The 12,951-nt window shown below is 32.6% G+C and carries 14 protein-coding genes; 11 read left to right on the top strand and 3 right to left on the bottom strand.

All coding sequences use genetic code 11. The features are described 5' to 3' along the window. The first annotated feature begins 11 nt into the window (after positions 1-11). From RPL90_RS11025 to RPL90_RS11040, 4 genes are all read left to right on the top strand, one after another. Positions 12-923, top strand: a complete 912-nt coding sequence (locus RPL90_RS11025; protein WP_313549446.1) for an ABC transporter substrate-binding protein — start codon at positions 12-14, stop codon at positions 921-923. 187 nt (positions 924-1,110) lie between these two features. Next, a complete protein-coding gene (locus RPL90_RS11030; protein ID WP_313549454.1) occupies positions 1,111-1,527 on the top strand; it encodes a MarR family winged helix-turn-helix transcriptional regulator in 417 nt (138 codons plus the stop codon). Between the two features lie 38 nt (positions 1,528-1,565). Then, complete coding sequence (locus RPL90_RS11035) at positions 1,566-1,946, top strand: VOC family protein (protein WP_313549460.1); 381 nt, start codon at positions 1,566-1,568, stop codon at positions 1,944-1,946. 194 nt (positions 1,947-2,140) lie between these two features. Further along, positions 2,141-2,950: a Cof-type HAD-IIB family hydrolase gene (locus RPL90_RS11040; RefSeq protein WP_313549466.1), complete on the top strand. Its 810-nt coding sequence runs from the start codon at positions 2,141-2,143 to the stop codon at positions 2,948-2,950. 102 nt (positions 2,951-3,052) lie between these two features. Here the strand turns inward: RPL90_RS11040 and RPL90_RS11045 are convergent, their stop codons facing one another. Continuing rightward, a complete protein-coding gene (locus RPL90_RS11045) occupies positions 3,053-3,475 on the bottom strand; it encodes a universal stress protein (RefSeq protein ID WP_313549472.1) in 423 nt (140 codons plus the stop codon). Between the two features lie 76 nt (positions 3,476-3,551). After that, the gene (locus RPL90_RS11050; protein WP_313549477.1) at positions 3,552-4,616 is read right to left on the bottom strand and encodes a quinone-dependent dihydroorotate dehydrogenase; all 1,065 of its coding nucleotides are present in this window, start codon (positions 4,614-4,616) and stop codon (positions 3,552-3,554) included. 203 nt (positions 4,617-4,819) lie between these two features. Between RPL90_RS11050 and RPL90_RS11055 the strand changes: the two genes are divergently transcribed. The 6 genes from RPL90_RS11055 (at position 4,820) to RPL90_RS11080 (ending at position 10,930) form a co-directional block, all read left to right on the top strand. Further along, on the top strand, positions 4,820-5,674 hold the full coding sequence (locus RPL90_RS11055; protein ID WP_313549480.1) for a fructosamine kinase family protein: 855 nt from the start codon (positions 4,820-4,822) through the stop codon (positions 5,672-5,674). Positions 5,675-5,926: 252 nt separating this feature from the next. Then, the gene (locus tag RPL90_RS11060; RefSeq protein ID WP_313549483.1) at positions 5,927-7,444 is read left to right on the top strand and encodes a CoA transferase; all 1,518 of its coding nucleotides are present in this window, start codon (positions 5,927-5,929) and stop codon (positions 7,442-7,444) included. A 244-nt stretch (positions 7,445-7,688) separates the two neighbouring features. After that, the gene (locus RPL90_RS11065) at positions 7,689-8,441 is read left to right on the top strand and encodes a trypsin-like serine peptidase (protein WP_313549486.1); all 753 of its coding nucleotides are present in this window, start codon (positions 7,689-7,691) and stop codon (positions 8,439-8,441) included. Positions 8,442-8,694: 253 nt separating this feature from the next. Continuing rightward, on the top strand, positions 8,695-9,237 hold the full coding sequence (locus RPL90_RS11070) for a M23 family metallopeptidase (protein ID WP_398573868.1): 543 nt from the start codon (positions 8,695-8,697) through the stop codon (positions 9,235-9,237). Between the two features lie 69 nt (positions 9,238-9,306). Continuing rightward, the gene (locus RPL90_RS11075; RefSeq protein WP_313549495.1) at positions 9,307-9,732 is read left to right on the top strand and encodes a 6-pyruvoyl trahydropterin synthase family protein; all 426 of its coding nucleotides are present in this window, start codon (positions 9,307-9,309) and stop codon (positions 9,730-9,732) included. Positions 9,733-9,886: 154 nt separating this feature from the next. Continuing rightward, positions 9,887-10,930 (top strand): PTS sugar transporter subunit IIC, encoded by a 1,044-nt coding sequence (locus RPL90_RS11080; protein WP_313549498.1) that lies wholly within the window; start codon positions 9,887-9,889, stop codon positions 10,928-10,930. 115 nt (positions 10,931-11,045) lie between these two features. Here the strand turns inward: RPL90_RS11080 and RPL90_RS11085 are convergent, their stop codons facing one another. Continuing rightward, on the bottom strand, positions 11,046-11,336 hold the full coding sequence (locus RPL90_RS11085; protein ID WP_313549501.1) for a hypothetical protein: 291 nt from the start codon (positions 11,334-11,336) through the stop codon (positions 11,046-11,048). 569 nt (positions 11,337-11,905) lie between these two features. Between RPL90_RS11085 and RPL90_RS11090 the strand changes: the two genes are divergently transcribed. Further along, entirely contained in the window at positions 11,906-12,670 is a 765-nt protein-coding gene (locus tag RPL90_RS11090) for an aggregation-promoting factor C-terminal-like domain-containing protein (RefSeq protein ID WP_313549505.1), read from the top strand. The last annotated feature ends 281 nt before the right edge of the window (positions 12,671-12,951 follow it).

Here is a 12,951-nt window from a genome sequence, read left to right on the forward strand (position 1 = left end):
GGGTTCAGAAAATGAAAAAATTAATTGTCACATTAATTGCGATGTTACTTGTGTTAACAGCTTGTAGTAACGGTTCTAGTAATAAAAATGATAAAGAGGCAACGAAAAATTATAAACAAGATTCAGGGAAAACAATTAAAGTTCCTAAAAAACCTAAACGTATCGTAGTTTTAGGTGCGACATATGCGGGTGGTTTAAAACAGTTGGATGCTAACGTCGTTGGCGTCGCTAAAATTGTAAACGACAGCAAAGTGTTAAAAAGCAAATTTAAAGATGTGAAAAAAGTAGATCCAGAAAACGTTGAAAGTGTAGCGAAATTAAAACCGGATTTAATCATTGATTATAGTACTGATAAAAATCTTAAAAAGTTACAAAAAGTAGCGCCTACAGTAGCATTTGATTATCAAAAACATGATTACAAACAGCAACATATTGAATTAGGTAAACTTGTAGGTAAAGAAGATAAAGCGAAACAATGGGTTAAGGATTGGGACAAAAAGACAAAAAATGACGGTAAAACAATTAAGAAAGCTATCGGTGATGATACATCAGTTTCAATCATTAAAGACTTCGATAAAAAATTATATGTGCTAGGTAAAACATATGGACACGGTAGTGAAGTATTATATGATTCATTCGGTCTGAAAATGCCAGCTAATGTAGCTAAAGCAACTAAGAAAAATGATCTTGCTGAAATTTCGGAAGAAGATATTCCAAAAATGACTGGAGACTATGTAATTACTCCAGTAGCTAAAGGTGCTAAATTATCATTTGGTGATAAAGACGTTTGGAAAAATAGTAAGGCAGTAACAGAACATCATGATATCAAAGTCGATGAAGGTATTTATTGGTTAAACGATCCTTATTCATTAGACTATGAACGTAAAGATTTAAAAGCACAATTATTAAAACAACAAAAATAAGATAGTTCGTTGCTAATAACAATAACTCCCATGATAGATTTGTCTACTATGGGAGTTATTTTTATCCAAACAAAAGGAAGTATGTATATTATAGTACCAAGAACTTCAAATACTAGTGCAAATCATATATACTTAAAAGACTGAAAAACGATAAGCACAAAATATTAAGGAGGTGTGAGTTGGATAGATGAGACAAGATCAACAAATTGCACAATGGTTGGAATTAACGCAGTATGTGCATTATATCGACACAATGATGGAGAAGAGTTTAAGACAACAATATAACCTCAGCTTAAAAGAATTTTATGTATTATACGAAATTAACAACGCTAAAGGTAATAAGTATAAAATCAATGATTTAATTAAAGTAGTCGATTTAAGTCAAAGTGCTATGTCACGGTTGATTAATAGGTTAGAAAGTTTTTCACCTAGTTATGTAACTCGGAGAGAGTGTGTAGAAGATCATCGTGCTATGTACATTTATTTAACAGAAACTGGTTCCAATATTATAAATGATGCGAGTAATACGTATGCTAACCTTTTAGAGAAAGTTGATTTTAATCATATGTGTCAACTTGCACAACATTCAAAAAGCGATGCTTAATCATTGGCACGGTTTCTATTTAACAAAGGGGATGTAAAATGAAAATCACAAGTAACTGGTTAAATTTATGTGTTGCTGATTTGGCACAAAGTGAAGATTTTTATAGCAAAATAGGTTTTGAAATTAAGAAAAAAGAAGAAATGCTAGATAAAATGTTAGGTGTCGAAACGGCAGACGGCCATATTATTATGTTGATTGAACAACAACAATTTAAAAAAGCAGCAAATGTAAATGACACAACAAACAATGGCGCATTAGTTTCTGTATCTGTAGCTACAAATGATGAAGTAGATGAATTGTTAGCTTTAGTAGATAATACCAATGGTAAGGTCTTACAAAGAGGAACTGAACTAGAAGGTTTTTATGGTGGATTGTTTAGTGATCCAGATGGCAACCGTTTTAATATCATTACAATGTAAAAAAGTAACTAAAATATGATTTCATCTTGAATATTATGATATTATATTTTCTGTAGTAAGCTGTCGTAAACGTTAACATATTTGCGATGAAGGTATCATCTATGATGGAGTGGGACAATGAAGTCTATGTTATAACTTAGATTTCTGTCGCACTTTCTTTCTTGTTACTAATAATGTAGGAAAGTAGGGGTATTTTGATTAAAGCAATAGCAGTAGACAAAGATGGAACATTTTTAAATTCGAAGCATTCATACGATAAAGCTTATTTTGATCGATTATTTACCGAAATCAAGCGCGAAAACATAAAATTTATCGTTGCTAGCGGGAATCAATATGCACAATTACAATCATTTTTCCCAGACAAAGACGGAGATATTACTTATGTCGGTGAGAACGGGGCTGTTACATACTTCAATGATAAATTGCTAAATGCACATCATTTCGATGCTACGCTCATCGAAGATGTAGTTAAATTTTTAGAACAAGCGCATCATATAAAAAATATTATTTTAAGTGGTGCTAAGACATCATATTTGCGTCATGATGCACCTGAAGCATTTAAGGCATACGTTAAATTATATTATAAAGATATTACATATGTAGATAACTTCGATGATTTGAGTCACGACAAAATTGTCAAAGTAGCAATGCACATCGCTGATGAAACTTTATTGAATGATGTTGTTAATGAATTAAATGCTAAATTTGGCCAGTCTATTCGTTCGGTGACGAGTGGTTTTGATAGTTTAGACTTATTGGTACCTCACGTTAATAAAGGACAAGCCATTAAAGCGTTATTAACAGAGTGGGATATACAAGAAGACGAATTATTAGCATTCGGTGACGCTAACAACGATATCGAAATGCTACAATTAACGTCACATAGTTATGCAATGGCAAGTTGCAGTCCGGAATTGGCAGAAGTCGCGCATCATCGTGCACCTTCTAATGATGACTCAGGTGTTTTACAAGTAATTGAAAAGTATTTGAAAGAACAACGATAGTGGTTAGTTGCTATAAAAAATAAAATGGTTATCTCCTTCGAATTGGGAGATAACCTTTTTTATTTTAATATTTATTTTGAACTTCGTGAAAAAATAAAAGAATTAGTTTACGATGTGAACGGGAACAGGTGAGTTGTTAGCTACTTTATGTGTAACGTTCCCTAAGACGTTACTTAAGTTTGCTTTATCGCGTTTATTGCTCATCACTACAACGTCATAATTATTATTTTCAAGTTCAGTTAAAATTTTACTTCGGATTGGGCCAGAGCTAAATTTTATATTAACTTGTACGCCTGTAGCTTGTAGTTGTTCTACAAAAGGTTGTAACCGCTCTTCTTTTTTAGCCGTTAAGTCTTCAACATGTTCATTGTCATAACGCACGGAGCTCTGTAATTCTGCATCAGAAATTACATTGTAAATAGTTACCGTCACATCATTTTGGCCACCACTAAGATTTTCAATTGCTTTTGGCACGTTCGTAAATGAGTTTTCAAAGTCATATGCTAATAAAATATTTTTATACATAACCTTTGCCCCCTTTATAATACGTATACCCTGTTTTTGAAAAAATATATGTCACTATTGTTAAAATAAATTATGCTTATACATCTAATCCAATAATTTCGCTAACGTTATTATAGTTATGTTGAACTAAATAAGTAGCCAACGCTTTATTTAATTTTTTAGTTAGTCCTGGACCTTGCAATACGAGTGAACTATAAATTTGTACTAACGATGCGCCGCTACGTAACATAGTTATGACATCTTCTGTAGTGAAAATGCCTCCCGTGCCAATGATTAAGAAGTTGCCATTAGTTTCTTTGTAAGTCCATTTGATAAGTTCTAAGTTACGTTCAAATAATGGCTTACCACTTAAACCGCCAGTTTCGTTCTTATGTCGTGACGTCAAATTATTTCTTTTTTGGGTAGTGTTTGCCAATACTATGCCATCAAAGGTTTCAACAATTGACGGTAATATGTGTTTTAATTCAGATATTTCTAAGTCAGAAGTTAGTTTAATAAAAATTGGAATTTGCAAATGATGTTGTTTCTTATAATCAGTAATGGCTTGGCATAGCATTGTAAATTCATCTTTGTCATGAAAGTTTTGTAAATTTGCTGTATTTGGTGAACTAATGTTAACAGTGAAATATGATACATCATGTTTAAATGTCTCAATAACTTTAATGTAATCTTGGTATCTCTCTTCATAAGGTGTGATTTTGTTCACGCCTACATTAAGTCCTATAGGTAATGAGTAAGCAAAACGTCTCAAATTACTTAATGCTTTATTCATTCCTATATTGTTAAAGCCCATGCGATTTATTAATGCATCATCTTCAAGCAAACGATACATACGTGGTTTAGCATTACCATCTTGGGGCTGTGGCGTAATGCCGCCAAGTTCTATTGCACCAAATCCTGCCATTTCGAGTGCTTTTGGTACTTCACAAGACTTATCAAAACCTGCTGCTAAGCCAACTGGATTTGGAAATGTTATCCCTTTAATATGTTGCTTTAGTGTAGCATTTTCATAATAAAAAATACTTTTTATAGTAGATAAAAAGAAGGGATGCTTTTGAGTTAATTTTAATGCGTTTATTGTTTTGCCATGGGCTTCTTCTGGATCCATTTTGAATAATAAAGGTTTCATTAATTTATACATTGATTACGCTCCAATAATTTGATTTTGAAAATACAATTTAGTCTTAATAATTATCTTTATTCTATAATAAAATGGAAGGCAAAATAAAGTTACTATAAGAAAATCGTATCTTTATCTTGTAAATGAAGTTGCAATAATGAGATTAATAAGTGTGGAAATAGGTAATATTATAATTGTATGACTTGAAAGAAAGTAGGGATGTAATGAATAAATCATGGCAAGAACAACTACCACTAAATAATATTGAAAATATTTCTCCAGTTAGTGGAGGAGACGTTAATGATGCCTATATAGTAGAGACAGATAATGCTACTTACTTTTTACTTGTACAAAAAAATAGAGATGCAGATTTTTATGGCGCAGAGATTGCCGGTTTAAAAAAATTTGAAGAAGCGGGTATTAAAGCGCCTATAGTAGAAGGCAATGGTCAAATAGATAATGATGCCTATTTATTATTAAGTTATATACAAGAAGGTGGACGTGGGGATCAACGAGATTTAGCAAAATTGGTTGTTAAAATGCATAGTCAGCAACAACCTGATGGTAAATTTGGATTTGAGATGCCGCATGAAGGTGGCGATATCTCGTTTGATAATAGCTGGTGTGATACTTGGCAGGTACTATTTGTTGAAAGACGTTTAGAGCCATTGAAAGAGGCACTAGTAGATAAAGGTTTATGGATAGAAGATGATGTAGATACTTTTAATCAAGTTAAAGACGTCATTAATAAAGCTTTAAAAGACCACAATAGTAAACCCTCATTGTTGCATGGAGATATGTGGGGAGGCAACCATATGTTTTTAACTAATGGAGAACCTGCTTTATTTGATCCTGCGCCTCTTTATGGTGACAGAGAATTTGATATAGGTATTACCATGGTATTTGGTGGTTTTAATCAAGCATTTTATGATGAATACAATAAGCAATTTCCTTTAGCTAAAGGCGCAGACTTTCGCATGGAATTTTATAAGTTATATATGTTAATGATTCACTTATTAAAATTTGGTGGTATGTATGCTACGAGCGTTGATCGTTCGATGGCTAAAATATTAAATTAATAATGTTTAAGAGTCTGGGACATCATATGGTCTTCAGGCTCTACTTTTATAGGGGCAGTAGGTGACTAGCGTTGAAAATGCGCTTATATTAAGCTGCTTTCAACGCTAGTCATCTTCGCCAGGGCAAAACTACAAAATCTTCTTATAAAAGAAGATTTTATCCCGCTCCCTTAATTTTATATGAACAGACATATAGGCGAAAAAATTGTAAAATTCATAAATTAGTAGAATGATTATCTTTGAGTAATAAATATGAGGAGGAATTATATGGATAGTAAAAGACTAAAAGAGACTTTGTTAAACAATTACAATGAACGTATTATATCAGCCGAACAAGATGATTTTGATATTAATACAGAATTAGAAAATGTTTTAAATGGTATTGGCTATTCTGCAAAAGACACTGGTGGTAAAGTCGAATTTTACGGTAAAGATCCTATACAACCTAGTACTTTGAAAATAGCATCTCTTGCAGGTATTGGATTAGCAGCGAAATCGGTAGCTATTGCATCTTTATGGAAGAAAAGAACGGGTGTTGGCCAAGATATAGAAGTAGATATCAGAAAGGCGTTAAAAAGACTTTCACCATTCTATGAAAAGAAATGGGAAACCGTGAACGGTTTTGCAGCAAAGGCACAAATATTTCCCGATAATCCTACACGTTTTGATTTCTATCAAACAAAAGATGGACGTTGGGTCATGCCATTAAATCCTTACCCTAGTGCGCAAAGACATACTTTAGAATTATTAAATGCGCTGCCAAACAAAAAGTCAATTACGCATGCAATTAGACAATGGCATTCACATGATTTAGAAGAGAAAGCCGCCGAAAAAGGTGTTGTAATGCCTGTCGTACGTACTGTGCCAGAATTTTTGAATGAAGAGCAATTTGAATATATAGCTCAAAATCCATTAGTGACAATTGAAAAGATTGGAGAATCTGAACCGGAACCTTTTACTAGTAACCCTGCTCAACCTTTAGATGGTATACGTGCCTTAGGTATGGGTCATGTCATTGCAGGTGCTGGGTTAGGGCGTGGCTTAGCATTACATGGAGCTGATGTATTGAATGTGTGGCGTCCTTCTGAATTTGAAGAGGAATCGCTGCTATTAACTTCACACGTTGGCATGCGTTCAACTTATTTAGATATTGACAATCAACCAGAGCATCGTCAAAAATTCGATGAATTATTACGAGATGCCGATATTTTCTTTTTAAATAAACGTAGCGGTTTTATGACTGAAAAACATTTAACACCACATGAGCTAGCAGAACAAAGACCAGGTATTATACATTGCTCTGTAAGTTGTTATGGTGAAGAAGGACCATGGTCAGACAGAAATGGTTTTGATCAAACAGCAGGATGTGTAACAGGCGTCATGGATTTGGAAGGCACACCTGATAAACCGCAGTTACCACCTATCGTTGTAGTTAACGACTATGTTATTTCTTGGTTAATGGAAACGGCTGCCATTAAAGCACTTGAAAGAAGAGCCCAAGAAGGGGGTAGTTACAAAATCCAAGTGAATCTAAGTCGTATATCTTTATATCTGTTATCTTTAGGCATTTTTGATAAAAACTATGTAAATAGTACTTATAACTCTAACGATGAACATGCCATTGTTAGTCCAGAGCAATTTGAAGACGATACGCCATTAGGTCATTATGTTGGCGTCACTGATCAAGTAAAAATGACTGAAACACCTGGAGAATATAAATATACATTAACGCCAAGAGGTGCAAGTAAACCTGAATGGTTAACATTTTAACGCTAAATTATTAACTAAGTATTAAAATCGAAAGTTACGTATTTTAAATAGCCCGTACGCTTACTCAAAACACGGGCTTATTTTTGTAACTATTTATGCAATGCATAATAATATTAGTACTTCTTCAAAAATGGTTAAGTCTAACTCGAAAGTAATTGGTTTTTAAATTAATTTTATAAAATAATTGATTATTTTTCGTATAAAATATAAATTAAGTATTAAGAAAAAATAGGAGGTTTTTATTATGTCAAAAAAAGTATTAACGAGTTTAGCGACCGTAGTAGCTATATCTTCGGTAATTAATTTCAGTCATCATAATATTAAAGCTGCGACTAATAATAGTGAACAGAATGCTCAACAGTCAGATCAAACTAGTGTTAGAGTAATATTACCGAATAATGATAGACACCAAATATCTGATACTAAGAGCAGTCATTATCAATCTTTAGGTTTTGTTGATATGGGGGAAAATATTGCCACAGGCGTTGTTATTGGTAAGAATACTATTTTGACAAATAAACACGTTACGAATTTGTCTAACGGGAATATGAAGTTTGCACCGGCAGCATCCGATGAGTCTACATATCCGTATGGTGAATTTGAAGAAGAAAGCAGTGAACAATATGACGGTGATGCTGATTTAGCAGTCGTTCATTTTAAAACTAATGATAAGGGCCAACATTTAGGTGATGTGGTTAATCCAGCTAATATAGGAAACGCGAGTCAAGAACAAAAAGGAGATAATATTACGGTAACTGGTTACCCAGGTGATAAACCTACCGCAACAATGTGGGAAAGTAAAGGCAAAATTTTATCAAATAGTGATACAAGCATGACTTATGACGCAAGTACATATGGAGGTAATTCTGGCTCTGGTGTATTTAATGACGAAAATGAGCTGATCGCATTACATTATGGTGGCGTTGAAAATGAGAGTAATAATGCCGTACCTTTAACTGGAGATATACTGAAATTCATTAATGACAACAATAGTTAACTGTAGCTATTTATATACAATCACAATATCCATGTTAAATAAAATAAGCGCATATTGTGATTTTTTAAATTAGATAAAAATAGTGTTAATTAGTTCATCAGTAAAAATTTAACTAGTTTCTACTATATAATATGTAAATCGTTCGCATTTAATATAGTAGAAAAGTATACTTAATAATCTAATCTTATTTAAATAAGGAATGATTAGTTAAGTGAAAAGCATAATAAAAATGTGTGTTTGGATATTAATAATTGTGGTGCCCATCATTATATTCACTTTTAATATTGGTAACGTTAAGCATCATTTATATGATATATTTCAAAACAATGTCGGTATAGAAAAAAGATCATCTGAATTTAATGACTTTATGTCTCAACAACGAAGTAGAGAAACTGAATCATTTGGGAAATATAAAAATAAGCAACTCAGTAGCGAAGGGAAACATTATGGCATTGATTATGGTGTACCAGAAGACACTAAAATAAAAGCTGTGACACATGGAACTGTTACACGAACTTTTGATAATGCTTTTGGCGGCAAGGTATTACAAATTGCAGAAGATAATGGTCAATATCATCAATGGTATATGCACCTTAATAAATACAAGGTCAAAGTTGGCGATAAAGTGAAACCAGGTGATGTTATTGCATTATCTGGTAACACAGGTAAACAAACTACAGGGCCTCACGTTCATTTTCAAAGAATGAAAAATGGGGTGGGTAATAATTATGCTGAAGATCCAAAATCATTTATCGATAAACTCCCTGATAAAGAGCGTAGTATTTATGAATTATGATGGCACTTATCTTTAATTATTGAGATAAAGGGTAAATATACTAGAACAGTACGCTAAGGGAGGATATATATGTCTGATATAAAAAATGTGCATCCACCAGAACAATTTAAATATAAAAATACTGCAGTTAGAATAAAAAATTACTTTCAATTTACTTGTGATAATCGAATATACTTTTCGAAAACAAAGCATATTGATTTGACGAATCATCTTTATAAATTTGATGTGGAAATCTTGTCACCAATTGATAACATAGGTTTGGCATTAGATTTTAATGAGGTTGATAAAATTTATAACGAAGACATCGCGCCATATTTAGATAAGCAATTAGTGAACGAAACGTTACCTACGATGAACACGACTGCTGAAAATATCGCGTTATGGATTTGGGATCAATTTGATAGTATTTTACCTGAAGGTAATAAATTAGAAAAGTTAACATTTTTTGAAAATAAGACACAAGGGTTAGTTCTCGCAGCAGAAGACATGCAATAATTTAAATTTTAGCTTATTACATAATGAACAACGTTTATTTTGTGATAGGCTAATATTTGATGCAAAATTTGTATAAAAAAATTAAAAACTATTTTTTTTATAAATGATACATGGTATATTATATCTTATATTTTACCATGGAGGTAGATTTTATATGGAAAAAGTCAGTCCTAAACAATTTTTATACAATATTTTATCAGGTGTAGCAATTGCGATTGTAGCTGGTCTTGTACCTAACGCAATTCTAGGAGAATTGTTAAAATTTTTAGCAAATAAAAATACAGTTTTTCAAACTCCGTTACAAATCGTACTTGCCATCCAATTTACCGTACCCTTATTAGTAGGCACCTTAATTGCAATGCGCTTTAAACTACAACCATTAGCCACAGCTGTCGTAGCAAGTTCTGCTTTTGTAGGTAGTGGTGTTGCACAATTTAAAAATGGAGCGGTTGTGTTAGTTGGGGTTGGTGATTTAATAAATACGATGATTACAGCCGCAATAGCAGTATTATTTATTTTAATAATTGGTGAGCGTTTTGGCAGCCTTGGATTAATATTTTTACCAACGATAGTCGGGGTGTCGGCGAGTTTAATAGGTGTCACAATACTACCTTACGTAAAATTAATCACTACAGGTATAGGTAATCTTGTTAATACATTTACTGAGTTACAACCTATATTAATGTCTATTTTAATAGCTATCGTCTTTAGTTTTCTTATTATATCTCCAATTTCAACAGTAGCAACATCATTAGCTATAGGTATAACTGGCTTGGCGGCAGGTTCAGCATCAATAGGTATTGTGTCATGTGAAGCGGCACTTGTAGCCGGAACAATTAAAGTAAATAGGGCAGGCGTACCATTAACGATATTTTTAGGCGGTGTAAAAATGATGATACCCAATATGGTTCGTCATCCTATGATTTTACTACCAATATTCACTACAGCGATTATTTCGGGCTTTGTTGGAGGATTATTAGAAATTAGTGGCACCAAAGCGTCGGCTGGATTCGGGATAATAGGAATGATAGGTCCAATTAGTGCTTTTAAATTGATGGATACTGATCCGTTGATGCGTTTGTTAGTAGTGTTTATAGCATTTTTTGTCGTGCCGTTTATTGTAGGTTTCGCGGTCAATGCTATCTATATGAAGGTCTTTAAATTATACGATAGAGAAATATTTAAATTTTTAGCGTAATTTTTTTCGGCTAACTCAAATAATATAGAATAAAAAAGGACGTTCTCTAATAAGTTAGAGGACGTCCATCTCTTTAGCTAAAGTAAGTGTTGGTGTATGCGTAATGCTGTTAAAGTTACTTCATTCGTTCTAACATAACTGATTTTAGTGGTCTAATTAAATGATAGTTAGTATTTTTAGTGTTATTTTTTACTAATTCTTCTAACAAATCAATCAGTTCGATATCACTTTTATGACTATACCAATTATACAGTTGGTCGTCAGATAGTTGACTCAATTTATACTTTTCAATGTCATAATAGTAATCGGCACCAAGTCCACCTTCATCAATCATAGTAGAAATACGTGGAGACCGTGTTTCGTAAAGTTTGTCGATTCTTAAACGTGTATCATCATAAGTAGTCATAACAAAATCCTCCTTTCAAATGGTAACGTGGAGTCATTTTCAACTTGCCTAAATGCTGAATACTGTTCGTTAAAATATGCTACAAACTATTATCTTCACTTATAGTGTATTATTACAAAGTTATTTTCGCAATTTCTTTGCTCAGTTAATTCTATTTTTTGGTTTTTTAGTGTGGATATCTACTGAATTTTATTAAGTAACTTAATTTCGGTGCAAATTTTTATATTACAAGAATGTAATAAAAATATGTCATGTAATTTTTCTGATAATAATAAAAATTTCAGTGAATACTTTCATAGAAGTCTATAAATAGGTAAATAATCTGCTATTAAGTTAATTTAAATTTATCGTTTAATATTACAGAACGTTACAAATCTAGATTATTGTCATATAATTTACATGTTTTGTAAATGTTTTGTTATTAGCGTGTAATACAAATGAATATTTTTTGTGGTATATTATGTCTTGTCGAAAAAGCAATACATTATTTTTTTAAGTTAGCACATACGAAATTTATGAAATTAAAATATAGTTTTACTAAACAAAAATAACTGGAGGATTTTTTAATTATGAAAAAGACAGTATTAGCTTCATCATTAGCAGTAGCTTTAGGAGTAACAGGATACGCAGCAAGCAGTGACCATAACCAAGCACACGCTTCAGAAAACAACGTAAATCAAGCGCACTTAGCTGAATTAGCATTAAACAATGCATCAGAATTAAACGAGCACCCAGTACAAGCTGGCGCTTATAACTACAACTTCAACTATGCTGGTCATTCATTCAGCTTCCAATCAAATGGTAGCTCATGGACTTGGTCTGTAGACGGACAAGCTGATTCAGAACAAGATGCTTCAGCTTCATACACTAATAACAACGCAACTAAAGTTGCTCAACCACAACAAACAACTTCTCAACAAGCTGAAGTTAAAACTGTAGCAGCACCTAAAGCTTCTACTAGTCAAGTACAAACTAAACAAGCAACACAAGCAACACAATCAACACAAGCAACACAAGCAACACAATCAACTAAAACAACAACTCAAAGTACTTCAAGTTCATCTTCATCAGCTTCAACTGGTGGATCAGTTAAGTCTCAATTTTTAGCTGCAGGTGGTACTGAAGAAATTTGGAACACTATTGTTATGCCAGAATCAGGCGGTAACCCTAACGCTGTTAACGAATTAGGATACAGAGGTTTAGGTCAAACTAAAGAATCTTGGGGAACTGGTTCAGTAGCTGATCAAACTAAAGGTTTACTTAACTATGCTAAACAACGTTATGGTTCAGTTGACTCAGCTTTAGCTTTCCGTAGCAGCAACAACTGGTGGTAAGATTTAGTTAAAATAATTATTTTTAAAGAGTCTGTGACATCATTGTCTTCAGGCTCTATTTTTATATAGTCAGTAGATGATTGAATTGAAAATGCGCTTGTATCAAGCTACTTTCAACGCTAGTCATCTTTGTCGGGCGGTACTAAAAAATCTTCTTATAACTGTAAGATTTTTGTTCCGCTCTTTATTAATTTTAATATATTTAATTATAATAAAGGTTATATAGAGCTTGTTATGAAGTTGACACACTAACTCTTTTTGTTAAACTTAATCTTAATTTG

The organism is Staphylococcus kloosii (assembly GCF_032139365.1).
Classification (GTDB): Bacteria; Bacillota; Bacilli; order Staphylococcales; family Staphylococcaceae; genus Staphylococcus; species Staphylococcus kloosii_A.